Source organism: Comamonas sp. C11, from assembly GCF_024496285.1.
Lineage (GTDB): Bacteria > Pseudomonadota > Gammaproteobacteria > Burkholderiales > Burkholderiaceae_C > Comamonas > Comamonas testosteroni_F.
In genome coordinates this window covers 4169917-4195524 of record NZ_CP101743.1, presented here as the reverse complement: position 1 = coordinate 4195524, position 25608 = coordinate 4169917, and the positions used below count along the sequence as shown (strand labels likewise).

The window sequence follows — 25608 nt, the reverse complement described above, 5'->3', positions numbered from 1 at the left end:
ACGATGAAATTAGACCGTTGGTTTCCTTGGTTTTTTTGCGCGCTGCTGGCCCTTTTCCCGCTGGTGGCGCCGTTGTTCGGGCTGGACTTCTACGTCAGTTTCGTGCGCCGTGCCATGATCTTTGCGCTGGCCGCGGCCAGCCTCAACTTCATCCTCGGGTTTGGCGGCATGGCCGCGCTTGGGCACGCCAGCTTCTTGGGCGTGGGGGCTTATGCGCTGGTGGCGTTGTCGGATGCGGGCGTGGGGTCGGCCTGGATTCTCTGGCCTGGCGCCATGCTGGTGGCTGGTGCCGTGGCTGCCCTCATCGGTCTGATCGCGCTGCGCACGCGCGGTGTGTACTTGATCATGAGCACGCTGGCCTTTGCGCAGATGCTGTACTACGTGGCCGTATCGCTGCGCATCTACGGCGGCGACGACGGCTACAGCCTGGCCGCACGCCCGAGCTTTGGCCTGGGTCTGGACAGCGCTGACGAATCCACCTTCTACTGGGTGGTGCTGACATTGCTGGTACTGGTGATGGTCGGGCTGAACCGCGCCACGCGTTCACGCTTCGGTCACGCGCTCATGGGCATACGCGATAACGAGACGCGTATGCGCGCCATGGGTTACCCGGTATTCAAGCTGATGTTGGTGGCGTTCGCGCTGTCGGGGGCCATTGCCGGCCTGGCCGGTGCGCTGCTGATCTCGCACAACGCCTTTGTCAGCCCTTCGGTGATGCACTGGACGCAATCGGCCACGCTCATCGTCATGGTGGTGATCGGAGGCGTAGGCCTGCGCTGGGGTGGCCCCGTGGGAGCCTTTTTCTGGATCGGCCTGGAAGAGCTGGTCAAGCAGTTCACCGAATACTGGCACATACCACTAGGCCTGCTGCTGATCGTTATCGTATTCTTCGCGCCGCGCGGGTTGGCCGGCGCGGCCGAACATTGGCGCCTGCCGCGGCTCAAGGCTGCCCCCTCCACCACCGCTCCAACCGCTGTCAAGGGAAAAGCCGTATGAGCCTGTTTGTCGCCAAGGGTCTGGTCAAGCATTTCGGTGCGCTGCTGGCCACCAACCATGTTTCGCTGGATGTACGTCCCGGTGAGATTCATGCATTGATCGGCCCCAATGGTGCAGGCAAGTCCACTCTGGTCAACTTGATATCGGGTCTGCAACTGCCTGATGAGGGCCGCATCGAACTCGACGGCGTTGACCTCACCCCCATGCCCATGGATGCACGCATCCGCGCGGGGCTGTCGCGCTGCTTCCAGATCACCAGCATCTTTCCAAAGGCCACGGTGCTCGACAACCTGCTGCTGGCCGTGCAGGCCCAGGCTGGCAGCAGCCTGCGCTTTCTGGCCGACCGCAGCCGCGACAAAACCTTGGACGAAGCCGCGCGTACGTTGGCCGAACGTGTGGGCCTGGCGAACGCACTACAACGTATCGCCGGCACCTTACCGCACGGCGCGCAGCGTCAGCTCGACGTGGCCCTGACCCTGGCTGCTCGTCCCAAGCTGCTGCTACTCGACGAACCCATGGCCGGCATGGGCCCAGAGGACAGTGAGCGCATGACCGCATTGATCCACATGCTGCGCCGCGACATGGCGATTTTGCTGATCGAACACGATATGAAGGCCGTCTTCGCGTTGGCCGACCGCATCTCGGTTCTGGTCTACGGCCAAGTGCTGGTCTCGGGCAACGTCGAAACCATCCGCAACCATCCCCTGGTACAAGCCGTTTACCTCGGCACGGAAACCACGGAGGCCACCGCATGAGCACACCAATTCCGCTCCTTAGCGCCAACGGAATTGAGGCCGGTTACGGCGCCAGTCAGGTGTTATTCGGAATTGACTTGGAGATTGCTGCCGGACAGGTCGTCACGCTGCTAGGCCGAAATGGCATGGGGAAAAGCACGACCATCAAAACCCTTATCGGAGACCTGCTCGCGCGCCAGGGAACGATCCGTTTCGACGGCGAAGTCATCAACGGGCTACGCCCCGATTCCATTGCGCGCTTGGGCGTGGCCGTGGTGCCTGAAGGCCGCATGTGCTTCCCAAACTTGACGGTGCACGAGCACTTGGTCGCCTTTGCTGACAACCGGAATGGCCAAGGCGACCGCTGGACGGCAGAGCGAATCTACCGCATGTTCCCGCGCCTGAAAGAGCGCGCGCAGAACATGGGCAATCAGCTCTCGGGCGGTGAGCAGCAAATGCTGGCCATTGGCCGCGCCCTATCCACCAACCCGCGCCTCCTGATCTTGGACGAGGCAACCGAGGGCCTAGCCCCGGTAATCCGCGAAGAGATATGGCAATGCCTGGCGCAACTGCGTGAGGCCGGCCAGACGATCCTGGTTGTCGACAAATACGTCGACCGGCTGGTACGCCTGGCCGACCGCCACTTCATCCTGGAGCGCGGCCGTGTAGTGTGGCAAGGTAGTTCGCTCGCCCTGGACAGCGACCGCAGCCTCTGGAACACCTATCTTGGTGTTTGAGAAGACGATGCAAGAAATAGCGAGAGTGAATCGCCACGGCTTTTGTGGAGGGCACTTTGTATGAGTCAAGCCGACATGGCCTGGTTCGATCGAATGACTGCTTAATGCAGAGTAGCTGGCAAACGTGCATCGACGTCACCGGCAGCAGTCGCTTCAAACCAGGCATTGACCGCCGAAGCTATCGGTAGCCATGGGGCGAAACCAGCCAATTACAGCAGCCATAAAAAAGCGCCCTTGAATTTCAAGGGCGCTTTCTTTTTTTTGGGGATGCTCAGGCTTTATGCAGCGTCAGCGAATGCTCTTGATTCAGCAGCGCCGCCTCGATGGCCGCGGCCGTGGCTTCGGGGCGTTCCATGGGAAACAGATGGCCGCCGTCCAGCATGGTGATGCGGCCGCGCGTGATGCGCTCGGTCATCTCCATGCCCACCTGGCGCATCTCCACCGACGAGCGACCGCCGATGAAGGCCACCGGGCAGCGCACCGGGTGACGCCTGAGCTGGTTGTTGAGATTGCTGGGCAGGGTGTTGTAGATGGCGGTCTCCACCTCGCGCGTGAAGTACAGGCTGCGCTTGCCGTGCTCGTCCACCAGCCCGTGCTCCACATAGTCCTGCAGCACCTGCGGGTGCCACTGGGCAAACGCCTTCTTGCCGCGAAAATACTCCAGCGCCTCCTCGTTGCTGGCCCAGGTGGTGCGCCGGCGCTGGCTGATCTTGCCGGGGGAGACCGATGCCACGATCTGCGTCTGCTTGGCCAGGCCCACGGCGTTCGCTTTCCAGCCACCCAGCAGGGGCGAGTCGATCAGCAGTACGCCGCGCGCCAGATCGGGGCGTTTGGAGGCCGCCTGAAAACTCAGAATGCCGCCCAGCGAGTGGCCCACCAGATAGACCGGCTGGCCGTGCCGCTCGACCTGCTGCTCGATATATTCGATGAGCTCGTCCACCAGATGCGGCCAGTGGTTGGTGACCGGGCGCCTGGGGTCATGGCCGAAGCGCTGCACGCCGCCGGCGTCGATGCCGCGCTGACGCAGCAGCGAAAACAGCAGGCGATAGGTACCTATGGGAAAGCTGTTGGCATGCGCGAAGACCACGGGCAGGGTGTTCGTCGTGCTGGCGGTGGCAGTGGGCTGGGACATGGCGCTGAACGGGCTGGACAGTAAAAACGCCCCATGGGGGCGTTGGATGCGCCGATCAGTTTAGCGCCTGGACAGCGAAGCCTGTCTTTGCACGCGTGCCTGTTCTTCGGCGCTCTGCAGGCGCTGGTATTCATCGGCCATGCTCAGGCCGGCCTGAGCCGGCACTACGGGCTGGCGCAGCGCAGCAGGCGGAATATTGCCTGCGCCCAGCCCATGGGCCGAGCGTGAGGCAACGGGTGCTCCCACTTTGACCAGAGGATGCGCACGCGGGCTGTGAATGCGAATCGGCGTATCGGTCTGGCCGCCGTCCCAGGCCGGGTCCTCGATGCTGTCGAAGACATGGCGCAGGCGCTCGCCCCAGCTGTCGTGCAGCATGCGCAGATAGGGGTTGTCGGCGTCCAGGCAGACAATGCGGTCCGTGGCAAAGCGGTTGTTCTCGTAGACGATCAGATCCAGTGGCAGGCCCACCGAGAGGTTGGACTTGAGCGTGCTGTCCATGGACACCAGCGCGCACTTGGCGGCTTCGTCCAGCGGGGTCTCGGAGGTGATGACGCGGTCCAGCACGGGCTTGCCGTACTTGGATTCGCCGATCTGGAAGTAGGGCGTCTCGCCCGTGGCCTCGATGAAGTTGCCCGCCGAATAGACCTGGAACAGGCGCATGCGCTCGCCCTGGATCTGGCCGCCAAAAATCATGGAGACGTTGAAGTCCACCCCGGCGCGCTGCAGGGCCGTGGCCTCGCGCTCATGCACATGGCGCACGGCAGCACCCAGCACGCGCGCGGCATCGAACATGCTGCGCACATTCCAGATGGTCAGCATCTCGTCCGTGGTCGTGTCGTGCAGCTGAAAGCTCTCCAGCAGCTCGCGTACCGACTGGGTGATGGACAGATTGCCTGCCGACTGCAGCACCATGAAGCGCTCGCCCGGTTGCTCATACAGCATGACCTTGCGGAAGGTGCTGATCTGGTCGAGTCCGGCATTGGTGCGGGAGTCGGACAGAAACACCAGGCCGGCGTTGAGCTTGAGGGCGACGCAGTATGTCATGGGTGATAGAGACAATAATGAAAAACGTATGAACACCAGATGCAGTAAGCGTCGAGTGCTTCTGAATGTATAGCTGTAAACGCAGGCTGCAACGCGATTTTAGAAGGGTTTTAATAGTGCCGTCGGCGCCCCTGTAACTGTTGCCGATGCCCTGCCCAGGCACGGCTGCGGGGCCGGGCTGAGGAAGTCCCTGAGCTGCGCAGCCTGTATGCGTGAGAAGATGCCGCCCCTTGATCGAACACTTGCTTACAGCTGGTTAGAAGAGGGCCTCCCATGCACGCATTTCCCAACCTGTCGATACGGACCAAGCTCATGTCCAGCATGCTGGCCTGCCTGCTGCTGTTCGTGGCGATTTCCACGGCGCTGGGTTTTGTGCTGACGGGCGCCAGCCTGCGCGAGCGTGTGGTGGGTCAGGAGCTTCCGGCCGTGGTGGGTGAGATCCGCAACGACATCCTGCGCCATATCGGTACGCCGCTGGCCATGGCCAGGTCGGTGGCCGGCAACAGCTTTGTGCTCGACTGGGAGGCCGCGGGCGAGCCCGAGGACGGCAATGCCGCGTGGGCCAGATATGCCCAGGCCGTCAAGCAGCAGGCCGGGGCCTCATCGGTGTTCTGGGTGTCGGGAACCACGGGCCAGTATTTCGGCGAGCAGGGGCCGCTGCGCAAGCTGGCGCCCAAGGGCCAGGGAGACCAATGGTTCTACGAGCTGCTGGCCGGCGACAAGTCGCAGGTGCTGGAGATCGACAAGGACGTCAGCTCCAACGCCTATATGCTGTTCATCAATGTCCGCTTCGATGCAGGCCAGGGCAGGCAGGGCATTGCAGGCCTGGGCCTGTCGGTGGATGAGCTGGCCCAGGCCGTGCGTGCCTACCAGGTGGGTGAGTCAGGCTCGGTGTCCCTGGTGCGCGGCAACGGCAGCATTCTCGTGCACCGTGATCCGGCACTGGTGGATGGCAAGCACTGGCTCAAGGACAGGCCCGGTTTCAGCGCCGGGCTCAGCGCTGCGCTGCTGAACCGCGAGCGCTTTGCCCATGCCATGTACGAGGCGCCCGCGGGCCGCCAACTGATCGCTTCCTCCTACGTGCCCGAGCTGGACCTGTACGTGATCGCCGAGCTGCCCGAGGCCCAGGTGCTGGGCGGCGTGCGACGAACCATTGCGCTGACCTCGGCCGTGGCCGGCCTGGTGGGCGGCGGCATAGGTTTGCTGGTGATCTGGCTGGTGAGCCGGGCAATTGCGGCACCTGTGGGGCGCGCGGCGCGCATGCTGGAGGAGATTGCCGACGGCCATGGCGACCTGAGCCGTCGCATGCAGGTGGAGAGCAATGACGAGGTGGGGGCGCTGGCCTCGGCCTTCAACCGCTTTGTCTCATCGCTGGAGCGTATGGTGGGGGCCGTACGCCAGGCCGCAGATTCGATTTCTGTGGCCAGCTCCGAGGTGGCCCAGGGCAACCAGGATCTGAGCCAGCGCACCGAACAGGCGGCCAGTGCCTTGCAGCAGACGGCGGCATCGCTGTCGGTGCTGACGGACAGCGTGCAGGCCAATACCGAAGCCACGCGCAGCGCGGGCGACCTGGCTCAGTCGGCGCGCGGCGTGGCCGAGCGTGGCGGAACGGCCTTCCAGCAGGTGGTGATGACCATGGAGGGCATCAACCACTCGTCGCGCAAGATTGCCGACATCATCGGAGTGATCGACGGCATCGCCTTCCAGACCAATATCCTGGCGCTGAACGCAGCCGTGGAGGCCGCGCGTGCCGGCGAACAGGGCCGGGGCTTTTCCGTGGTGGCGGCCGAGGTGCGCAGCCTGGCTCGGCGTTCGGCCGAGGCTGCCAAGGAAGTGCGCCAGCTCATCACTGACTCGGTGACCCAGGTGGGCAGCGGATCGCAGCAGGTGGCGCATGCGGGAGCCACCATGCAGGAGCTGCTGGACGCCGTGGCCAAGGTGACGCGGATCATCGAGGAGATCAGCAATGCTTCGCAGACTCAGGGGCGCGGCATTGCCGAGATCAACCAGTCCGTGGCCGGGCTGGACGATGCCACGCAGCAGAACTCCGCCTTGGTCGAACAATCGGCTGCTGCGGCAATCAGCCTGCGCGAGCAGGCCGCACGCCTGATGGGCGAGGTGTCTGCCTTCAAGCTCGGCGACGGGCCCCAGAGCCACCTGTCCCTGCAGCAGCGGCAGCCGCAACTGCTGGAGGCCTGAACACGAGCCGGGCCTGAAGAGATCAGGCCCGGGCTTGGGTGCGCAAGGCCTGGAACCTGTTCTTAGGCGGCGCTGGTGCTCAGTTTCTTGAGCTGGTAGAGCACTTCCAGCGCTTCGCGCGGGCTCATCGCATCGGGGTTGAGGGCGGCCATGGCCTGCTCCAGCGGGCTGGGGGCGGCGCATGCGTCCACCAGCTCCGGTGCATCGAAGAGATTGACCTGCAGCTCGTTCTCGCCGGCCTGGGATTCGAGTGCTTCCAGGGCGTGGCGCGCATGGTTGAGAACGCCTGCGGGCATGCCGGCCAGCTTGGCCACCTGAATACCGTAGCTGCGGCTGGCGGGGCCGGCCTGAATCTCGTGCAGAAACACGATGTCGCTGCCCGACTCTGCGGCGCTGACATGCACGTTGACGGCGGCCTTGGCCTTGGCGGGCAGCTCGGTCAGCTCGAAGTAGTGCGTGGCAAACAGCGTGAACGCCTTGGTCTTGTCGTGCAGCTGGCTGGCAATGCCGCTGGCCAGGGCCAATCCGTCGAAGGTGCTGGTGCCGCGGCCGATCTCGTCCATCAGCACCAGGGAGTGGGGCGTGGCCGAATGCAGAATCTGCGCGGCCTCGGTCATCTCCATCATGAAGGTGGACTGGGCATTGGCCAGATCGTCGGCGGCGCCGATACGCGTGTGGATGGCATCGATGGGCCCCAGGCGGCAGGCGCCGGCCGGCACATAGCTGCCCATGCTGGCCAGCAGCACGATCAAGGCCACCTGGCGCATATAGGTCGATTTGCCGCCCATGTTCGGGCCGGTAATGATCTGCATGCGCGTGTTGAGATTCATGCGCGTGTGGTTGGCGATGAAGCTGCCGCTGGAGGTCTCGGCCATGCGTGCTTCCACCACGGGGTGGCGGCCGGCCTCGATCTCTATGCAGGGCTGGCTGACGAACTGCGGCTCGGCCCAGTTCAGCGTCAGAGAGCGCTCGGCCAGAGTGCATAGAACGTCCAGTGCGGCAATCGCCTGGGCCACACGCGTGAGCTGGGGCACATGGGGCTGAAGCTGGTCGAGCAGCTGCTCGAACAGGAACTTCTCGCGCTGCAGCGCTCGCTCCTGGGCCGACAAGGCCTTGTCCTCGAAAGCCTTGAGTTCGGGCGTGATGTAGCGCTCGGCGTTCTTGAGCGTCTGGCGGCGACGAAAACGCTCGGGCACCGCGTCCTTGTAGCTGTTGGTGACCTCGATATAGAAGCCATGCACCTTGTTGAACTGCACGCGCAGATTGGGAATGCCGGTGAGCAGCTTTTCCTTGGCCTCCAGCTCCAGCAGAAACTCGTCGCAGTTGTTCTGAATGGCGCGCAGCTCATCGAGTTCGGCATCAAAGCCCGTGGCAATCACGCCGCCGTCGCGCACCAGAGCCGCCGGCTCTTCGAGAATCGCGCGGGCCAGCAGCTCGGCACAGCCTTCGGGCGGAATCAGGTCGCTGAAAATCTGCGTCAGATAGGCGGATGGAGCTTGTCCGGACTGTGCCAGCAGCTTCGCCTTTTCCAGCGTTTTGGACAGGCCCACCAGCTCGCGTGGACGCACCTGGCGCAGGGCGATGCGGGCGGTGATGCGCTCCACATCGCTCACGCCCTTGAGCTCGGCACGCAGGGCCTGCCAGGGTGCCATGCCCGCACCCGTGCCGCGCAGCACGCCTATGGCTTCCAGGCGTTGCATGGCGGACTTGCGATTGCGCTCGGGCTCCAGCAGCCAGGTCTTGAGCAGACGACTGCCCATGCCCGTCATGCAGCTGTCCAGCAGAGAGAACAGCGTCGGCGAATCTTCGCCGCGCAGCGTCTTGACCAGCTCCAGATTGCGGCGCGTGGCCAGCGGCAGCGAAATCAGCTCGTCGTCGCGCTGCACCTGGATGGCGTGGATGTGGGTGAGGTTGCGGCCCTGGGTATGTTCTGCATAGGACAGCAGGGCGGCACTGGCGCCATGGGCCAGCGGCAGGCCTTCGGCCTCCCAGGCCTTGAGGCTGGCCGCGCCCAGCAGCTCCAGCAGCTTGCGCTCGCCCAGACCCGAGTCAAACTGCCAGTCAGGGCGGGGTGACAGAGGGCAACTGATGGCGCCGCTGTGCTTGACGGCAAACAGGGTCTGCTCGAAGCGCTCGGTGACTCCGGCGCTGTAGATCACCTCGCTGGGCGCGATCCGAGACAGCCAGGCGCCCAGTTCATCGGCCGCGCATTCGGCCATGTGAATGCGGCCCTGGGTCATTGCCATCCAGGCCAGTCCCACGCGCTGGCGGCCGGCGGTGTGCAGGGCCAGCAAAATGGCTTCGCTCTTGTCCGACAGCAGCTCGCTGTCCGTCAGCGTACCTGGCGTGACCACGCGCACGACCTTGCGCTCCACCGGACCCTTGCCCACGCCGATCTCGCCGACCTGCTCGCAGATCGCCACCGACTCGCCCATCTTGATCAGGCGGCCCAGATAGTTTTCCAGGGCGTGGAAAGGCACGCCGGCCATGGGAATGGGCTGGCCTGCGGTCTGGCCGCGCGTGGTCAGCGTGATGTCCAGCAGGCGCGTGACCTTCTCGGCATCGCCAAAGAACAGCTCGTAGAAATCGCCCATGCGGTAGAAAACCAGCGTGTCGGGGTAGTCGGCTTTGAGCTTGAAGTACTGCTGCATCATCGGCGTATGCGCCGAGAGGTCAGCCATGTCTGGGGAATAGGGCAGCGACGGGGATTCTGTGCTTTTCTGGGTCATCGCTTCAGCGGTATGCAATACAGGGGGCGCTGCGCCGGTGCTGGGCGGGCGCCGAATGCTGCATTATCCGTGATGCCCAATAGCAGGGGGCATGGCTGTTTTTTGAACTATTTGGCAGAGGCTGTCTGCACGCCTTGCTCGGATTGAGAGCCAGAGCCTTGATCGCTGTCATGAATGGGGCGATAGCCCGGGCCGAAGGAAACATCGCCCAGCCGCCAGCCTGCGCGGCAGCTCACCGCGCCCCAGAAGCGCTTCAGGGTGTACCACTGCATGGCGATCAGGCCGCGCTCGTTGTCGGCATCCACTTCCGGGTCGCTCACGCCCGTGGGGCGCAGCTCCTCGTCGTGATAGAGGGCGGTGCCGAACAACTGATCCCACCAGGGCAGGACCTGGCCGAAGTTGCAGTTGTGGCGTTCGGGGCGCTCGGCATCGCGCAGCATATGGTGGTTGCGGTGAAAACGCGGGCCGACCAGCAGGCGTTCGCCCACCGTGCCCAGCCAGCCCAGGCGCAGCGCCACATTGGCATGGGAGAAGTTCTGCACCAGCTCGCTGAGCAGTCCCAGCATGGCGAACTCGGACGGCTCCACGCCCATGGCCAACCCCACGCTGGCCAGCACAAAGCTTTGCAGCATGCCGTCCAGATAGTTGCTGCGGTCGTTGCTCCAGCAGCTCATCTGGCGCTGGCTGTGGTGCATGCTGTGCATGGCCCACCACCAGGGAATGACGTGCTGAGCGCGATGCATCCAGTAATACGTGAGGTCGTAGACCACGTAGTACACGGCAAACAATACATAGGGGTGGTCTTCAAACCAGGGCAGCCAGGCCTTGAGGCCGCTGGCTTCCGAGGTGGATGGGCCTCCGCCCAGCATATGGGCGACCGGCATGAGGATCAGAAAGCTGAACAGCGGAAACAGGCCCAGCAGCATGAGCAGGGTGTAGTTGCGATCCACCGTGGTGTGTCGGCGGTCGGCCCAGCGTTCGGCCGGGATCAGGCTCTCCAGCGGCCGCATCACGCCACCAATGAGAAGCAGCTGTAGCAGCGCGATCAGGATGCCGGCGGCAATCTCGCGCGGATCGCCCGCTGCCTCTGCAATATGGAGTGCGTTGACCACGGGTGTCACCGCATGCACGGATACCCAGTCAATGGCCAGCGTCCAGTGCTGGCTGAAGAAATCCATCATATTGTTTCGCCCATTTGTCGTCGGGCAGATTCTGGACCGGGAGTTTGTGGATTCTGTGGAGAGCAGCAAACCCTGACGTCTGCCTCTTGCGTTTGGTCAAGAGGCGTTGATTGCGCTGCGGCAATAAAAAGGGCCTGGTCCATCGGACCAGGCCCTTTGCGCAGTCGTGGGGCGACCGCCTTTTTTATTCTGCGTTCTTCTGGCCTTCTTCGGCCACCGCCTCGGTGTTTTCTTCGGCGGGGGCTTCGAATTCGCCAGTCTTGACAGCCTGACGCACAGCCGCTTTTTCGCCAGCGGTGGCGAACTTGCTGAACTTGCCCAGCACGGGAATCAGCGAACCATAGATGCGTGGGTTGGCGGCCAGGATTTCGCGTTGTTCCAGGAAGTCGGCTTCACCCGTGAAGTTGCCCACCAGACCACCGGCTTCGCTGACCAGCAGAGAGCCGGCAGCCACGTCCCAGATGGACAGGCCGGACTCAAAGAAACCGTCGGCAAAGCCGGCGGCCACATAGGCCAGGTCCAGGGCGGCAGAGCCGGGGCGACGCACGCCGGCGGTGCGCTGCATGACTTCACCCAGCATCAGCATGTATTGCTTGAAGTTGTCGCCACGGCGGAAGGGGAAGCCTGTGGAGATCAGGCAGTCGCGCAGCTGAGTGCGCTTGGAGACACGGATGCGGCGCTCGTTCAGATAGGCACCGCGCCCCTTGGTGGCCGTGAACAGGTCGTTGCGGCTGGGGTCATAGATCACGGCGTGCTCGATCTTGCCCTTGTAGGCCAGGGCAATGCTCACGCAGTACACGGGGAAGCCGTGGATGAAGTTGGTGGTGCCGTCCAGGGGATCGATGATCCAGACATGGTCGGAGTTCTTGGCTCCGTGCTCGCTGCCCGATTCTTCGGCCAGGATGGAATGCTGGGGGTAGGCGTTGAGCAGCGTCTCGATGATGATGCGCTCCGCAGCCTGGTCTACCTCGGTCACAAAGTCGTTCACCTGCTTTTGCGCAACGCGCACCGATTCCACATCCAGTGCGGCACGGTTGATGAGGGCGCCAGCGGCGCGAGCAGCCTTGATGGCCACGTTGAGCATGGGGTGCAGGGAGTTCGACATAAATTGTGAGTGCGTTGGCGATGCAGCCCGGAGCAAAACTGGGCTGAACTACGCGGGTAAGAACGTAGAAGCCGCGACCGGCGATGCGGGGCGGCGACAATGGGCGCAATTCTACCCAGCCTGCACTTTTTTTGCTCGTTCGTCCCGGCGACCCGAAGGTCTTCTCTGCGGCACTTGCGGATGCGAGAGGGAACAGGTGGCGTAGTCTGCTGTCTTATCAAGGCCACAAGTGGGGCCTTTTGCATTGTTCTGCGTTGATGAAAACCCGATTCGTACTGATTGAAACCAGCCATGCCGGCAATGTGGGCGCGGCCGCCCGAGCGCTCAAGACCATGGGCTTCGACGACCTGGTGCTGGTGCGCCCGCGCTACAAGAACGTGCTGCGCAAGGAAGAAACCATTCAGCGTGCCAGCGGAGCACTGGATGTGCTGGACAAGGCACGCGTGGTCGACACCCTGGAGGAAGCCCTGGACGGCATCAGCCATATGTGCGCGACGGCCATGACGCCACGCGACTTCGGCCCGCCCACACGCACGCCGCGCGAGCATTTCGAGTTGCTCCTGAAAGGAGAGCTTGATGCACGCTCTGTACCCTCGGAGGACACAGGTCTGACCGATAACCAGCCCACGCCCAATGCTGCCTGCAACCAGAAAGGCGTGGCCTTTCTGTTCGGCTGCGAGCGCTTTGGCATGAGCAACGACGATGTCTACCGCTGCGATGTGGCGCTGTCGATTCCGTCCAACCCGCAGTTCGGCTCGCTCAATCTGGGCTCGGCCATTCAGGTCGTTGCCTATGACTGGCGCGTGGCACTGGGCGGCTTTCCCGTGGTGGAGCACACGCCCGAGGCACATCGCGCCGACATGGCCCAGGTACAGGGCATGCTGGGCCACTGGGAGCAGGCCCTGGCCCATATCGGCTTTCTGGACCCGGCAGCGCCCAAGAAGCTTATGCCCCGGCTTAACCAGCTTTTCAACCGCGCGCAGCTGACCCAGGAAGAAATCCATATTCTTCGCGGTGTTGCCAAAGCCATGCTGCAGAGCCAGCCACCAACCCGCTAGACTTCACAAGCTAAACATTCCTCACGTTGTTATTTGATGCTTGATCGCCTGCGCTCCGACATCCAGTGCATTCTTGACCGCGACCCCGCGGCTCGCAGCACCTGGGAGGTCATCACCTGTTATCCGGGGCTGCACGCCATCTGGCTGCAGCGCCCTGCGCACTGGTGCTGGACGCATGGCTTCAAGTGGCTGGGCCGCTTCATCTCGCATATGGGGCGTTGGTTCACCGGCATTGAAATCCACCCCGGTGCCGTCATCGGTCGCGAGGTCTTCATCGATCACGGCATGGGTGTCGTGATCGGCGAAACTGCCGTTGTGGGCGATGGCTGCACCATCTATCACGGCGTTACCCTGGGCGGTACCTCGCTCTACAAGGGCGCCAAGCGCCACCCGACCCTGGGCAAGAACGTGGTGGTCAGTGCCGGCGCCAAGGTGCTGGGTGGCTTCGAGGTAGGCGATGGTGCCAAGATAGGCAGCAATGCGGTGGTCATCAAGCCCGTGCCTGCAGGTGCCACGGCCGTGGGCATTCCGGCGCGCATCATTCCCAGCAAGACCGGGCACAGTGCCGATGTGACCGAGCATGAGCTGGCTCCCAAGGTCGATGCCAAGACGCAAGCGGCTGGCGTGGTCGACGAAGATTGCGGCAAGAGCGGTTTCACCGCCTATGGCGTGACGGCCGAAGTCGACCCCGTGGCCCAGGCCATGCGCTCTCTGTCCGAAGGCGCTGCCGGCCATGAAAAGCAGATTGCACTGCTGTGGGCAGCTATCGAGAAGCTCTCGATTCAAGGCCATGTCAAGGACTGTATGCCCTGCGAATCCGAACGACCCGAGGCATTCCAGAAGGACAAGATCGATCAGATTCTGGGTAAGTAAACCCAAGCGCTTGTCCATGGACCGCTTGACGCTTCTGTTCCGCCATGAGAGCCAACGCCTGTCGTTGGCTTTTCTCATGGTGCTTGCCCGTAGTCGATTTGAGGGGTGAAAGTCCTGCCTGTCCGGTCGAGACTGCTTGCCGACTCAAACCCGAGGCAAGCAATGATGAATGTGGAACAGGCCATGCAGCAGCGCCATTCGGTGCGTGCTTTTTTGCCAAGGACGGTGGATGCTGCGCTGGTCAGGGATTTGCTGGCGCAGGCCGGACAGGCGGCCTCCGGCGGCAACCTCCAGCCCTGGCGCGTGATGGCGCTGACGGGGGGCAGCCTTCAAGCCCTGCGCCAGGCCATGCCTGCAGCGACGCCCAACTCCGATCCGGCCCAGGTCTATCCGGCTCGGCTGTGGGAGCCCTATCGCAGCCGCCGCTTTGACAACGGCGAGGATCTCTATCGTTCCATAGGCGTGGGGCGTGAGGACAGGAATGGGCGGCTGCTGCAGCTGGCCAGCAACGCCCATATGTTTGGCGCGCCTGTGGGCGTATTCGTCGCCGTCGAGAGCCGCATGCTGCATGCGCAGTGGGTGGATCTGGGAATCTATCTGCAATCGCTGATGCTGCTGGCGACCGGAAGGGGACTGGCCACCTGCGCCCAGGGCTTCTGGCGCAATTACAGCGATTTTGTGAGCCGGCATCTGGCGCTGCCACAGGGCTACCAGATCGCTTTTGGCATGGCACTGGGTTATGAGGATGTGGCAGCGCCCATCAATCAGTGGCGTTCCACCCGGGCCGGGCTTGAGGACTGGTGCGAGATGCGTGGTTTTGAATGAAAACTGGATTTAATCCAGGATGAATAAGCGCTGGGTGCTTCTCTTCATGTAGCAATAGACAAGATGCCGGAGCGCAGGGGTGAAGCCGGGCGCCAGAGCGGCAGCCCGGCTTCTTTTTCTCAATACCGGCCGCTTACTTCCACAGAGCGCACTTGCTCTCTTCCTTGGTGGTGAAGACCTGGTCGCCGGGCAGGGTCTTGAGCACCTTGAAGTAATCCCAGGCTTTCTTCGATTCGGCCGGCGCCTTGACCTGCAGCAGATACATGTCGTGAGCGTAGCGGCCGTCGGGGCGGATCACGCCCTTGGCATAGAAGTCCGACAGCGGCGTGGCCTTGAAGCCAGCCATGATCTTGTCGGCATCCGTAGTGCCCAGCTTCTCGGCCAGCTTCAGATACTGCATGGCTGCCGAGTAGTTGGCTGCCTGCAGCGAGGTGGGCATCTTCTTGAACTTGGCAAAGAAGCGATCCGAGAACTTGCGGCTTTCGGGATTCAGGTCCCAATGCCAGCTGTCGGTGAACATCAGGCCTTCCGTGGCTTTGAGGCCCAGGCTGTGGATGTCGGAGCTGAACAGCAGCAGGCCAGCCAGCTTCATGGTCTTGGTCAGGCCGAACTCGCGTGCCGACTTGATGGCATTGATGGTGTCGCCGCCTGCATTGGCCAGGCCCAGGATCTGGGCCTTGGAGTTCTGGGCCTGCAGCAGGAAGGAAGAGAAGTCGGCCGTGTTCAGCGGGTGCCTGACGTTGCCCAGCACCTTGCCGCCAGCGGCATTGACCACGCGGGTGGTGTCGGCCTCCAGCGCCTGGCCAAAGGCGTAGTCGGCCGTCAGAAAGAACCAGCTCTTGCCACCCAGCTCCACCACTGCCTTGCCCGTGCCCTTGGCCAGCGCCACGGTGTCATAGGCATAGTGCACGAAATAGGGGCTGCACTGATCGTTGGTCAGAGCCGAAGTGCCCGCGCCGTTGATGATGTAGACCTTTTTCTTCTCGTCGGCCACCTTGCCCATGGCCAGACCGGCACTGGAGGTGGTGCCGCCGATCAGCATGTTCATGCCCTGGGTGTCGAACCACTCGCGTGCCTTGCTGGCCGCGATATCGGCCTTGTTCTGGTGGTCGGCCGTCAGTACCTCGACGGGCTTGCCCAGCAGCTTGCCGCCAAAGTCGTCCACGGCCATCTGCACGGCGAGGGCGCCGCCCTTGCCGTCCACATCGGCATAGAGGCCCGACATATCGGTGATGAAGCCGATGCGAATCCTGTCCTGCGCCTGAGCGCCTGCAGCGGTCAGCAGGCATCCCAGTGCCAGCGTCAATGTTCTTGCGGAAAAAACGGGAGCGGAGCAAACAGAACGAGGCTTCATCAGAGTCATCTCCTGAGGTGGTGAGTACCCGGTCACTGCGACGGGCAGCCAGCATGGTCGCAGCTGGAGCAGGGCGCGCCATCAGGGCAAGCACCGGGGCAGCGACAAGGTATCCGCGGCGACTCGGGAAAATGCTGCAAGCTTCTACACTGCAGGGCAGCGATTTAGGAAAGAAGAAGAAATGGATATTCGTCAAGCATTGCAGCAGCGTCGTTCGGTGCGCGCTTTTCTGCCGCAGGCCGTGGCTGCTGCCACGGTGCGGGACTTGCTGGAGACAGCCGCGCAGGCGCCGTCCGGCGGCAATATGCAACCCTGGCGTGTGACCGCCGTGGGCGGACAGGCGCTCAAGGATCTGTGCGCCAAGGCCAGGCAGACCGAGGCCGTGCAGCGCCCCGGCCTGTCCTATCCACCCGGTTTGTGGGAGCCCTACCGCAGTCGCCGCTTTGAAAACGGAGAAGATCTGTACCGCGCAATCAATATCGGCCGCGAGGACAAGGCTGCACGTCTGGCCCAGCTGGCCAAGAACGGCCAGATGTTCGGTGCGCCCGTAGGCATTTTTGTGGCCGTGGAGGAACGCATGGGCTATGCGCAATGGGTGGATCTGGGCATCTATCTGCAGTCCTTCATGCTGCTGGCCGTGGAAAAAGGTCTGGCCACTTGTGCCCAGGGCTTCTGGCGCATGTACAACGATATGCTGATCGAACAGCTGGCATTGCCGGATGGCTACCAGATTGCCTTTGGCATTGCCCTGGGCTACGAGGATGTCAGCGCACCTATCAACCAGTGGCGCGCAAGCCGTGCGGCCAGCCATGAATGGCTGGTGCTGAAAGGGCTAGACGAGGCTGCGGATTAGGCGCTTGAGGGTCAGGATAGTTAAACAGCTTCAATGGTGCGCAAATTGCGGCAAAACCAGCCTATACTGCGTACAGCTCCGGGGTGTGCAAAAGCGCTGAGATGCCAGTCACTGTGAAAACAGTGCAGGCGAACCCGACGAACTTGATCCGGTTCATACCGGCGGAAGAAGAGCGGGACCCTGACGCAGGGCCGATGGATGGACAGGACAGCCGGCATCAGTGCCAGCCCTGAAAACCATGGGCACAGCAAACCCCAGGCGCCTCGCGCACTGGGGTTTTGTCTTTTTCGGGCAGCCCGGTGCGTGGAGGTCAGGGCTGAAGTTGCAGAACTCAGCGGCATAGGCCGGACACCCATTCGGGACCGGGCCAGTGCAGGGCAAGATCAGAGCAGGGCCGCATTCCACGGAGCGTTTGATGCATTTCAACCGCTTTGAGGAGACTGCGATGAACGCCCCTGATTCCATTTTCACGCCTGCTGCAGGCCATGCCCCCGATGCCGCTCGTTTTGCCGAGCTGCTGGCCCAGTCGCGCCAGCCGTTTCCGTCATCGACCAAGAGCTATCTGAGCGGCGCGCTGCATCCGCAGCTGCGTGTGCCGGTGCGCGATATTGCGCTCACCAATGGAGAGCAGGTCAGCGTCTACGACACCTCGGGCCCCTATACCGACCCCGCCGTGCAGATCGACGTGCGCCAGGGCCTGCCCAGTGTGCGCGGTGCCTGGATCGAAGCGCGCGGCGACAGCGAATACTATGTGGGTCGCCAGCGCGTGGCGCTGGACGACGGCGGCAAGCGCGGTGAGGAAGATGCGCGCGTGGCCCAGCTGCGTGCCGAGGCGGCCGCGCTGCAGCGCCAGCCACGCCGTGCCAAATCCGGCCAGAACGTGACCCAGATGCACTATGCCAAGCGCGGCATCATCACGCCCGAGATGGAGTATGTGGCCCTGCGCGAGAACGGCCGCCGCGAATGGATGGCGCAGTACCAGCAGGACGCGGCGCGCGAGCTGCGCCTGGCCGGCAACAGCCTGGGCGCATCGATCCCGAAGATCATCACACCCGAATTCGTGCGCGACGAAGTGGCGCGCGGCCGCGCCATCATTCCGGCCAATATCAACCATCCTGAAATCGAGCCCATGGCCATAGGCCGCAATTTCAAGGTCAAGATCAACGCCAACATCGGCAATTCGGCCGTGACCTCCAGCATCGAGGAAGAGGTGGAAAAGCTGGTCTGGGCCATTCGCTGGGGGGCGGACAATGTCATGGATCTGTCCACCGGCAAGAACATCCACACCACACGCGACTGGATTGTGCGCAACTCGCCCGTGCCCATCGGCACCGTGCCCATCTACCAGGCGCTGGAGAAGGTCGGCGGCATTGCCGAAGACTTGACCTGGCCCATCTTCCGCGACACGCTGATCGAGCAGGCAGAGCAGGGCGTGGACTACTTCACCATCCACGCCGGGGTGCGCCTGGCCTATATCCACCTCACGGCGCAGCGTCGCACCGGCATCGTCTCGCGTGGCGGCTCCATCATGGCCAAGTGGTGCATGGCCCATCATCGCGAAAGCTTCCTCTACGAGCATTTCGAAGACATCTGCGACATCATGAAGCAGTACGACGTCAGCTTCTCGCTGGGCGACGGCCTGCGTCCCGGCTGCGCTTCGGACGCCAACGACGAAGCACAGTTTGCCGAACTGGCCACGCTGGGCGAGCTGACGCAGATCGCCTGGAAGCACGATGTGCAGACCATGATCGAAGGCCCGGGCCATGTGCCCATGCACATGATCCAGCAGAACATGACCGAGCAGCTCAAGCACTGCCACGAGGCTCCGTTCTACACCCTGGGCCCGCTGACCATAGACATCGCCCCTGGCTACGACCATATCGCTTCGGCCATCGGTGCGGCCATGATCGGCTGGTTCGGCACGGCCATGCTGTGCTATGTCACGCCCAAGGAGCATCTGGGCCTGCCCGACCGCGACGACGTCAAGCAGGGCATCATCGCGTACAAGATTGCGGCCCATGCCGCCGATGTCGCCAAGGGCCATCCGGGCGCGCGCTCGCGTGACGATGCGCTGTCTCAGGCGCGCTTCGACTTCCGCTGGCAGGACCAGTTCAACCTGGGCCTGGACCCCGACACGGCCCAGGCCTACCACGACGAGACCCTGCCCAAGGACAGCGCCAAGGTGGCCCATTTCTGCTCCATGTGCGGACCCAAGTTCTGCTCCATGAAAATCACCCAGGAAGTGCGCGATTTTGCTGCCGCCAAGGGCATTGCCGAAGAGCAGGCACTGGTCGCAGGCATGCAGGCCAAGGCCGGCGAGTTCAACAAGGCGGGCGGCGACTTCTATATCCCCATTGTCAACGCCTCGACCGATACCACGGCGCGTTGATTAAAGGTTGAATAGGGCTCTAGCGCTTATCTGATAAGCGCTGATAGCTATCAAAATACAAAAGGCAAGCCTTGAGGGCTTGCCTTTTTTTGTGCCGAGATACGCGAGTATCAGAAGGGGTAGGCGGGGACGCCGCCTGCCAAGTTCAGCCACTGGCCGCGCTCCAGTTGGTTGCCTTGGCCGGGCACCATGGCATAGAACTCGGGGCTGAGCTGGGGCATGCCGTGGGCGGCAATCGAGTCCAGCGCAGTGCTGCTGAGCGGAATGCCGTAGTGGGCAAAGACCTGGCGCATGTCACGGCCGATGATGCGGCTGGACAGCACATACAGCAGTTCATGGTTGCTGATCTCGCGCTTGGTATAGCTGCCCATGCCCAGCGCATTCCTGTTGGCAGTCCAGTACGCATCGTTGAAGATCAGACGCTCGCCACGGCCCAGCATGCCGAGGAAGTCGATCACATCGGCAGGCTGTGGCTGGCCCTGGCCCAGACGCTCCTTGGTGTAGATAAAGGCCAGCTGGAAGTGCACGGCACGCATGGCGTTGTCGCTCTTTTTGGCAGCCGTCCAGAAGCGCTGGAACATATCGGCCTGCAAGGCGTCGCCGCTCTTGCCCGTGGCGCGTGCCGCCTGGATGTCCAGGTAGAGCTTTTTATGGTCGATGCGCTCGCCGCTGTTGTTCTCGGCACCGTTGGTGATGGCGTACTGACGCAGGGCACTGGCATTGGCCAGGATGTTGTTGTCGCATTCCACGGGGCAGCCGCCGCCAGGGTTCTTGCCGCCCTGGCCGTCGGTGTCGGTCAGCAGCGTCATATGGCGCATCACGGTGTTGTGTCCGAGCTCATGCCACCAGCCCCAGCCGGGAGCCAGGCCTGCTGCGCCGTCCGAAGGATTGCCCGAGCACAGAAAGCCGCAGGCCGCCAGCCAGCCGACAAAATGCTGCACGCCCGGAGCGCGCTGGATGCTGCCGCTGCAATCCCAGCCCAGCATGGCGCAGACATTGTTCACATTGGCGCTGGCGCTCATATTGTTGTAGCCGTTGGCCAGGTGGTTGCTGTCGAAGATCATGCCCTTGAGGCGCTCCACGACATAGGTGCGCGGGTAGTGGCTGCCGATGGCGCTTTTGGCGTAGCCAATGGTCTGCTGCACCTCGCCCCCCACCATCTTGGAGGTCTGCCAGCCAAAGTCGCCGCGTTGCAGCGCCTGCACTGCCTCGTCGATTTCCTGTGCGCCAGGATTGCGCGTGAAGTCGAAATGTGCGTATTTGACGCTGCCGCGTACGCGCAACGTGACCACGCTGCCGGCCTTGGCCCCCGAGTAGTTGAGAAACAGCGGGCCGCCCCAGGCCGTGGTGTAGCTCAGCGTCTGGCCCTTGTTCAGGCGCGCCTGGTGCCCATCCGGAAAGCGCGGCCTGGTGTAGTTTTCCTGCGCCAGGGGATTGCCGCGCGTGCGGATATTGCCCACCCGCAGCGCCAGTCCCGCATCTGCGGCATCCACGATCTGCACCTGCACGGTCTTGCCCGGCACGGCGCCGCGGCCGATGGCCGTGCGGCCATCGGCCTGGGCAATGGTGACCTCGATGGTTTCCCAGCTGTTGCTGGTGACCAGGCTGGTCGAGGCCTTGGGCATCCAGTCTGCAAAATTCAGCGGCGTGCTTTCATGCTCGCGCACGGCATAGCTCAGCGTGTCGGCCGCCATGGTGCGCAAAAAGGTGCTGGCATCGGAGCGTCGCACCCGGGCATAGTCCACCTGCCGGCGTGCCAGATCGGCCCAGAGCACCAGGCGGCGATGCGCGGCCATATAGGGCTTGAGGTAGTAGCTGTCGGCAAACAGGTTGATCCCCTGGCCTTCCTGGCCCAGCAGATCGTTGCGGATGCCGTCGAGAGCGCTGATCAGGCTGGTGTCCGTAGAGAAGTCGGCACTGCTGCCGTTTTTCAGGGCTGCCAGCGCGGCCTCATGCGCCCCCAGTCTGTCGGCCGCCTGGCGCTGCTGGGCAGCGGTCCTGCCGCCGATCTGGTAGCCGTCGGCCGGCGCCCAGTAATTGCCGGCGTAGCCGCCCAGCTCCATGCCCATGGCCTGAAGCACCTGCCGGCCGCCGGCCGAGTCGCCCCAGTTGCTGTGCAGATAGATCACTCCCTTGCCGGCCTGCAGGTAGCGGCTGACCTGGTTGCTCAGCGAAGCCGAGAAAGGTGTGTCCTGGCCGAAGACAAAGACATCGATGCTTTCCCAGCAGCGGTTGGCGGGGTCGGTGATGGCGCAGTTCACCATCTCGGCCTTGCTGCCCAGGCGTGCGACCAGATTCGTGACCGAGGCCTGGCTGTAGTTCTGCGCCGCCATGCGCAGTGTGGCCGGCAGCGGGCCTTGCGCCTTGCCGGTGGCAAGCCAGGTGAAGCTGCGCCTGAACAGAGGCAACTGCGCCTGATTGGCGCCCGAGGCCGTGGCCAGCTGTCCCATCAGGTCTTTGCCATAGGCCAGGGCGCGGCCATTCTGGGCCGTTGCCATGCTGGCCAGCACATTGCCGTTGTTGGCCACCAGCAGCGGGCTGGCGCTGGTCGATAGCAATGGGCTGACGCGTTGGCTGTTGTTGCCGAAGTCCAGGGCTGCGGCAGTGCTGTCGTCCAGCAACTGGGCGAGCAGTCTTTGCTGCTGCAGCCGGGTTTGCTGGATCAGCTGCGTGGCCGATTGCAGCAGCTCCGTTTGATCTTCGGCCTGCAGCAGGCGGCTGTCGCCGGCAAGCAATGCCTGTTCTATGCGGCTGCTGGTCGGCGGCTCGGTGGTCGGTGGCAGCACCGCAGGCGGATCGACTTCAGGAGGTGCGACCTCGGGAGGCGTGACGCCCGGAGTGCCGGGTTGTACAGGGGTTTCGGTGACGGGGGGCGTGGAGGGTGAGGAATCACCAGAACCACCGCCGCAGGCGGTCAGGGCAAGGCTTGCCAGGAGAGTCAGAGTCCAGCGAGGAAACATGAGTTTGGAGGTCAGGGCGCCGTAACTTGCAGTCTTGCTGCGTTATTACGGGTCAAGAAAACTACCTTCTTTTAGGTAGTGAGACAGGCGTAAAGCCGATAAAGCGCGGCGCAGTGTAGCCTTGCCCGAGAGCGTCATGAATCATGGCTCATGGAGATTGCCCCGACCCCGGGATGGCCCAGCAGACAGTTATTGACGCAGCACAAGCCTAGACCACGAAATAAAACACATTCAGGTGTTTTGATAATGACTTCTGCGTTCTGAGTATGGTATTAATTTTATTGATAAAAATTAAATAAATGCGATGACTGCAGAGCATCTGAAGCTATCAAATAAATAGCTAAAGAACAGAATGAGAAATCTATATGTTTTATTTTGTAATTTATGTTTTAAATATGTGAGTAATTCGCTGGTTGGATACTTTGCGTGCGCTGGTTTCAGGGCTAGGGGGCAATCCTGGCCTGCTGATCGCGCTGCTCATGGTGGGAAAGAAAATGGGAGCCTGAGCTCCCATCTTGTTCTGCCCGTGCAATCGGCTTTATCGCCAGTACTGGCATTTGCTTTCCGCCTTGGTGGTCCAGATCTGATCGGCAGGCAGTTTCTTGATGATCTTGTAATAGTCCCAGGTGCCCTTGGATTCCGCTGGCGACTTGACCTGCATCAGGTACATATCGTGCACATAGCGGCCGTCTTCGCGGATGTAGCCCTGGCCGAAGAAGTCGTCGATCTTGGTGCTCTTCAAGGTGGCCATGACCTTGTCGGCATCCAGCGTGCCGGCTTTTTCCACGGCCTTGAGGTAGTTCATGGTGGCCGAGTAGTCGGCGGCCTGGATCTCGCTGGGGCGGCGCTGGGTCTTGGCCATGAAGGCATCGGCAAACTTGCGCGAGCCATCGTTCATGTCCCAGTACCAGGGGGCGGTGAACTGCATGCCTTCGGTGTTCTTCAGGCCCAGGCTGTGGATGTCGCTGAAGAAGACCAGCAGGCCGGCCAGCTTCATGTTCTTGGTGACGCCGAACTCCTTGGCCGCCTTGATGGAGTTGATGGTGTCTCCGCCCGCATTGGCCAGGCCCAGAATCTGCGCCTTGCTGTTCTGTGCCTGCAGCATGAAGCTGGAGAAGTCGCTGGCGTTGAGTGGCGTCTTGACCGAGCCCAGCACCTTGCCGCCGCGCGCTTCGATGATCTTGCTGGTGTCGGCTTCCAGGGCATGGCCGAAGGCATAGTCGGCCGTCACGAAGAACCAGCTCTTGCCGCCCGTGTCCACCACGGCGCCGCCTGTGCCCTTGGCCAGGGCCACGGTATCGAAAGCGTAGTGCACGGTATAGGGGCTGCACTGCTCATTGGTCAGGGCCGAGCTGCCCGCGCCATTGTCGATAAAGACGCGCTTCTTCTCCTGGGCGACCTTGGCTATGGCCAGGGCTGTGGCGGAGTTGGTGCCGCCGAACACCAGGCTGATGCCTTGCGTGTCTATCCATTCGCGGGCCTTGCTGGCCGCGATATCGGCCTTGTTCTGGTGGTCGGCCGTGAGCAGCTCGATGGGCTTGCCCAGCACCTTGCCGCCAAAGTCGTCAATTGCCATCTGTATGGCAACGGCACCGTTCTTGCCTTCCACATCGGCATAAAGGCTGGACATGTCGGTGATGAAGCCGATCTTGACTTTTTCCTGTGCCATGGCGGGAGCCGCGAAGGCCGCCGTCAGGGCGAGAGCCAGCAGGGAAGCAGTGGGCGCAGACTGGGACAAGCGATGCATGGAGTCTCCTGAAAATTATGAGAAATGTGGAGAGGGCGTGCAGCGTCCGGTCGGCGGGTGGCCGCCGTCGCTGCATCGCAGCAAACATGCTAGGGGCGGCGATTGCGTCTGGCATCGGGGCAAGCACTTGCGGGAAATCCCAAGGACTTCGGTTAATTCAATAGCTGTTTACGACTGTCATTGTTTGGTTTCGGATGGTTTTAAGTCTGAAATGCATGAATGAAGAGCGCAATTAGCTTTTATTTTGATAGCTTCCGCAGAGAGAAATCCTGGAGATTCAGGCCGCGTCCGTGCCATGAAAAAAGCAGCCCGTAGGCTGCTTTGGTGGATGTTTTGGCAGGGATTGCACCTGGCGCTGCAGGCTATGCCGTGCGAGGCGCGCGCATCGCGGTCTTGGGGCGGAAGGCCTTGCAGATCTCGTCATGGGTCTCGAGATAGGGGCCGCCGATCAGGTCGATGCAATAGGGCACGGCGGCAAAAATGCCGTTGACCTTTTGCTTGCCGTCCGCGTCCTTGAGGCCTTCCAGCGTCTCGGCAATCGCCTTGGGCTGGCCCGGCAGATTGATGATCAGGCTGCTGCCGCGTATCACCGCCACCTGACGTGAGAGGATGGCCGTGGGCACAAAGGCCAGGCTGATCTGGCGCATCTGCTCGCCAAAGCCCGGCATCTCCTTGTGGGCCACGGCCAAAGTGGCCTCGGGCGTCACATCGCGCAGCGCGGGGCCGGTGCCGCCGGTGGTCAGCACCAGGCTGCAGCCCGCATCGACCAGCTCGATCAGCGCCGCGCTGATGCCGGCCTGCTCGTCGGGAATCAGGCGAGGCTCGAACTGGATGGGGTTCTTGAGCGCGCGGCTCAGCCAGTCCTGCAGCGCGGGCAGGCCCTTGTCTTCATAGACGCCGCTGCTGGCGCGGTCGCTGATGGAGACAATGCCGATCTTCACGGCATCGTGAAGATATACGGGCGCATCACTCATCGCCGTCGTCCTCGGCGGCCGCATCGGCCTTGCCGGCGCTGGCCAGTTGCTCGCGCACCAGCTGGAACAGGTCGCGGTAGGCGCGGCCCTTGCTGACTTCCTTGGGCTCGGCATCGGGGCCGGCTGCAGCGGCCGCTGCGGCAGCTTGTTCCTTGGCTTTCTCGATGTCCTTGCGCGACTGGCGGATCAGCGAGCGCAGCTGTTGCACATCGGAGCCGGGGAAATGCTCCAGCCAGATGGACAGGGCCGCTTCCTCGACGATCAGGCGGTCGCGCCATTGCTCGGCCACTTGCAGCGACATTTTTTCGCTGGCCGAGCCATTGCGCTGCTCGTCCAGCGCCTGCTTGACGGCCGCGACCTGTTCAGGCGTCAGCTTGCGCATGAGCTTGCCCACGTACTGGAGCTGGCGGCGCTTGCCTTCGAAGTTGGTGATGCGCTTGGCCTCGGCCAGCGCGTCGATCAGTTGGTCTGACAGTTGCAGGCGCTTGAAGAGGTCGCTGCGCAGCGTCATCAGCTCCTTGCCCAGATCCTGCAGCGCATCGCTTTCGCGCTTGAGGTCGGTCTTGGTGGAGTCGTAAGTGCCTTTGAGTTCGGCCTTCAGCTCAAGGTCCAGCTCGCTGCCTTCGGCAACGAACTTTCCGCGAACAAAATAGCCTTTGGTAGGTTTGCGTGACATGGTAAGGGGGCAATATCGGTGGCAGCGCAGAGGGCGCCGCAG

General features: G+C 62.7%; 19 protein-coding genes and 1 riboswitch. Of the genes, 9 read left to right on the top strand and 10 right to left on the bottom strand.

Annotated elements, in window-relative coordinates:
- The first annotated feature begins 3 nt into the window (after nucleotides 1-3).
- From NOX35_RS19175 to NOX35_RS19165, 3 genes are read left to right on the top strand one after another with little or no spacing between them, the layout of a single operon-like run.
- Entirely contained in the window at nucleotides 4-996 is a 993-nt protein-coding gene (locus tag NOX35_RS19175; RefSeq protein ID WP_256494379.1) for a branched-chain amino acid ABC transporter permease, read from the top strand.
- Nucleotides 993-1751, top strand: a complete 759-nt coding sequence (locus NOX35_RS19170; RefSeq protein WP_256494376.1) for an ABC transporter ATP-binding protein — start codon at nucleotides 993-995, stop codon at nucleotides 1749-1751. Before NOX35_RS19175 ends, NOX35_RS19170 begins: the two co-directional genes overlap by 4 nt.
- Complete coding sequence (locus tag NOX35_RS19165) at nucleotides 1748-2467, top strand: ABC transporter ATP-binding protein (protein ID WP_256494375.1); 720 nt, start codon at nucleotides 1748-1750, stop codon at nucleotides 2465-2467. Before NOX35_RS19170 ends, NOX35_RS19165 begins: the two co-directional genes overlap by 4 nt.
- A gap of 271 nt (nucleotides 2468-2738) precedes the next feature.
- On the opposite strand, the gene NOX35_RS19160 is transcribed toward NOX35_RS19165, so the two are convergent.
- A complete protein-coding gene (locus NOX35_RS19160) occupies nucleotides 2739-3599 on the bottom strand; it encodes an alpha/beta fold hydrolase (protein ID WP_256494374.1) in 861 nt (286 codons plus the stop codon).
- A 60-nt stretch (nucleotides 3600-3659) separates the two neighbouring features.
- A complete protein-coding gene (locus NOX35_RS19155) occupies nucleotides 3660-4643 on the bottom strand; it encodes a proteasome-type protease (protein ID WP_182283704.1) in 984 nt (327 codons plus the stop codon).
- Nucleotides 4644-4916: 273 nt separating this feature from the next.
- Here NOX35_RS19155 and NOX35_RS19150 point away from each other — a divergent pair, with 273 nt between their 5' ends.
- Entirely contained in the window at nucleotides 4917-6842 is a 1926-nt protein-coding gene (locus tag NOX35_RS19150; RefSeq protein WP_182283703.1) for a methyl-accepting chemotaxis protein, read from the top strand.
- A 62-nt stretch (nucleotides 6843-6904) separates the two neighbouring features.
- On the opposite strand, the gene mutS is transcribed toward NOX35_RS19150, so the two are convergent.
- The 3 genes from mutS to NOX35_RS19135 all read right to left on the bottom strand — a co-directional run bounded on the left by mutS (nucleotide 6905) and on the right by NOX35_RS19135 (nucleotide 11857).
- A complete protein-coding gene (mutS, locus tag NOX35_RS19145) occupies nucleotides 6905-9496 on the bottom strand; it encodes a DNA mismatch repair protein MutS (protein WP_182287269.1) in 2592 nt (863 codons plus the stop codon).
- A gap of 182 nt (nucleotides 9497-9678) precedes the next feature.
- Nucleotides 9679-10752: a sterol desaturase family protein gene (locus tag NOX35_RS19140; RefSeq protein WP_256494372.1), complete on the bottom strand. Its 1074-nt coding sequence runs from the start codon at nucleotides 10750-10752 to the stop codon at nucleotides 9679-9681.
- 184 nt (nucleotides 10753-10936) lie between these two features.
- On the bottom strand, nucleotides 10937-11857 hold the full coding sequence (locus tag NOX35_RS19135) for an inositol monophosphatase family protein (RefSeq protein ID WP_256494370.1): 921 nt from the start codon (nucleotides 11855-11857) through the stop codon (nucleotides 10937-10939).
- A 257-nt stretch (nucleotides 11858-12114) separates the two neighbouring features.
- Between NOX35_RS19135 and NOX35_RS19130 the strand changes: the two genes are divergently transcribed.
- The 3 genes from NOX35_RS19130 to NOX35_RS19120 all read left to right on the top strand — a co-directional run bounded on the left by NOX35_RS19130 (nucleotide 12115) and on the right by NOX35_RS19120 (nucleotide 14613).
- Entirely contained in the window at nucleotides 12115-12915 is an 801-nt protein-coding gene (locus tag NOX35_RS19130; RefSeq protein WP_256494369.1) for an RNA methyltransferase, read from the top strand.
- 36 nt (nucleotides 12916-12951) lie between these two features.
- Complete coding sequence (gene cysE, locus NOX35_RS19125; protein WP_182283700.1) at nucleotides 12952-13788, top strand: serine O-acetyltransferase; 837 nt, start codon at nucleotides 12952-12954, stop codon at nucleotides 13786-13788.
- A 165-nt stretch (nucleotides 13789-13953) separates the two neighbouring features.
- Nucleotides 13954-14613 carry a nitroreductase gene (locus tag NOX35_RS19120; RefSeq protein ID WP_182287268.1) on the top strand — a complete coding sequence of 220 codons (660 nt, stop codon included), beginning with the start codon at nucleotides 13954-13956 and terminating at the stop codon, nucleotides 14611-14613.
- Between the two features lie 133 nt (nucleotides 14614-14746).
- Here the strand turns inward: NOX35_RS19120 and NOX35_RS19115 are convergent, their stop codons facing one another.
- On the bottom strand, nucleotides 14747-15967 hold the full coding sequence (locus NOX35_RS19115) for an ABC transporter substrate-binding protein (protein ID WP_256494368.1): 1221 nt from the start codon (nucleotides 15965-15967) through the stop codon (nucleotides 14747-14749).
- A 181-nt stretch (nucleotides 15968-16148) separates the two neighbouring features.
- Between NOX35_RS19115 and NOX35_RS19110 the strand changes: the two genes are divergently transcribed.
- Together NOX35_RS19110 and thiC are read left to right on the top strand one after the other, a co-directional pair.
- Nucleotides 16149-16820 carry a nitroreductase gene (locus tag NOX35_RS19110; protein WP_256494367.1) on the top strand — a complete coding sequence of 224 codons (672 nt, stop codon included), beginning with the start codon at nucleotides 16149-16151 and terminating at the stop codon, nucleotides 16818-16820.
- Nucleotides 16821-16889: 69 nt separating this feature from the next.
- Nucleotides 16890-17007: riboswitch (TPP riboswitch) on the top strand.
- 258 nt (nucleotides 17008-17265) lie between these two features.
- Nucleotides 17266-19209: a phosphomethylpyrimidine synthase ThiC gene (thiC, locus tag NOX35_RS19105; protein ID WP_182283697.1), complete on the top strand. Its 1944-nt coding sequence runs from the start codon at nucleotides 17266-17268 to the stop codon at nucleotides 19207-19209.
- A gap of 110 nt (nucleotides 19210-19319) precedes the next feature.
- Here the strand turns inward: thiC and NOX35_RS19100 are convergent, their stop codons facing one another.
- The 4 genes from NOX35_RS19100 to yjgA all read right to left on the bottom strand — a co-directional run bounded on the left by NOX35_RS19100 (nucleotide 19320) and on the right by yjgA (nucleotide 25566).
- On the bottom strand, nucleotides 19320-22169 hold the full coding sequence (locus NOX35_RS19100; protein WP_256494366.1) for an ImpA family metalloprotease: 2850 nt from the start codon (nucleotides 22167-22169) through the stop codon (nucleotides 19320-19322).
- 538 nt (nucleotides 22170-22707) lie between these two features.
- Entirely contained in the window at nucleotides 22708-23916 is a 1209-nt protein-coding gene (locus NOX35_RS19095) for an ABC transporter substrate-binding protein (protein WP_256494365.1), read from the bottom strand.
- A 362-nt stretch (nucleotides 23917-24278) separates the two neighbouring features.
- Entirely contained in the window at nucleotides 24279-24890 is a 612-nt protein-coding gene (mog, locus tag NOX35_RS19090; protein WP_256494364.1) for a molybdopterin adenylyltransferase, read from the bottom strand.
- Nucleotides 24883-25566 carry a ribosome biogenesis factor YjgA gene (gene yjgA / locus NOX35_RS19085; RefSeq protein ID WP_043004782.1) on the bottom strand — a complete coding sequence of 228 codons (684 nt, stop codon included), beginning with the start codon at nucleotides 25564-25566 and terminating at the stop codon, nucleotides 24883-24885. Before yjgA ends, mog begins: the two co-directional genes overlap by 8 nt.
- Nucleotides 25567-25608: the final 42 nt, after the last annotated feature.

What these genes read in the sequence shown, in the direction of transcription:
- NOX35_RS19175 (WP_256494379.1), top strand. Translation starts at nt 4, where the DNA reads ATGAAATTAGACCGTTGGTTTCCTTGGTTTTTTTGCGCGCTGCTGGCC.
- NOX35_RS19140 (WP_256494372.1), bottom strand. Translation starts at nt 10,752, where the DNA reads ATGATGGATTTCTTCAGCCAGCACTGGACGCTGGCCATTGACTGGGTA.
- NOX35_RS19165 (WP_256494375.1), top strand. Translation starts at nt 1,748, where the DNA reads ATGAGCACACCAATTCCGCTCCTTAGCGCCAACGGAATTGAGGCCGGT.
- NOX35_RS19170 (WP_256494376.1), top strand. Translation starts at nt 993, where the DNA reads ATGAGCCTGTTTGTCGCCAAGGGTCTGGTCAAGCATTTCGGTGCGCTG.
- NOX35_RS19110 (WP_256494367.1), top strand. Translation starts at nt 16,149, where the DNA reads ATGGATATTCGTCAAGCATTGCAGCAGCGTCGTTCGGTGCGCGCTTTT.
- NOX35_RS19160 (WP_256494374.1), bottom strand. Translation starts at nt 3,599, where the DNA reads ATGTCCCAGCCCACTGCCACCGCCAGCACGACGAACACCCTGCCCGTG.
- NOX35_RS19155 (WP_182283704.1), bottom strand. Translation starts at nt 4,643, where the DNA reads ATGACATACTGCGTCGCCCTCAAGCTCAACGCCGGCCTGGTGTTTCTG.
- cysE (WP_182283700.1), top strand. Translation starts at nt 12,952, where the DNA reads ATGCTTGATCGCCTGCGCTCCGACATCCAGTGCATTCTTGACCGCGAC.
- NOX35_RS19095 (WP_256494365.1), bottom strand. Translation starts at nt 23,916, where the DNA reads ATGCATCGCTTGTCCCAGTCTGCGCCCACTGCTTCCCTGCTGGCTCTC.
- NOX35_RS19100 (WP_256494366.1), bottom strand. Translation starts at nt 22,169, where the DNA reads ATGTTTCCTCGCTGGACTCTGACTCTCCTGGCAAGCCTTGCCCTGACC.
- NOX35_RS19120 (WP_182287268.1), top strand. Translation starts at nt 13,954, where the DNA reads ATGAATGTGGAACAGGCCATGCAGCAGCGCCATTCGGTGCGTGCTTTT.
- yjgA (WP_043004782.1), bottom strand. Translation starts at nt 25,566, where the DNA reads ATGTCACGCAAACCTACCAAAGGCTATTTTGTTCGCGGAAAGTTCGTT.
- NOX35_RS19115 (WP_256494368.1), bottom strand. Translation starts at nt 15,967, where the DNA reads ATGAAGCCTCGTTCTGTTTGCTCCGCTCCCGTTTTTTCCGCAAGAACA.
- thiC (WP_182283697.1), top strand. Translation starts at nt 17,266, where the DNA reads ATGAACGCCCCTGATTCCATTTTCACGCCTGCTGCAGGCCATGCCCCC.
- mog (WP_256494364.1), bottom strand. Translation starts at nt 24,890, where the DNA reads ATGAGTGATGCGCCCGTATATCTTCACGATGCCGTGAAGATCGGCATT.
- NOX35_RS19150 (WP_182283703.1), top strand. Translation starts at nt 4,917, where the DNA reads ATGCACGCATTTCCCAACCTGTCGATACGGACCAAGCTCATGTCCAGC.
- NOX35_RS19130 (WP_256494369.1), top strand. Translation starts at nt 12,115, where the DNA reads ATGAAAACCCGATTCGTACTGATTGAAACCAGCCATGCCGGCAATGTG.
- mutS (WP_182287269.1), bottom strand. Translation starts at nt 9,496, where the DNA reads ATGATGCAGCAGTACTTCAAGCTCAAAGCCGACTACCCCGACACGCTG.
- NOX35_RS19135 (WP_256494370.1), bottom strand. Translation starts at nt 11,857, where the DNA reads ATGTCGAACTCCCTGCACCCCATGCTCAACGTGGCCATCAAGGCTGCT.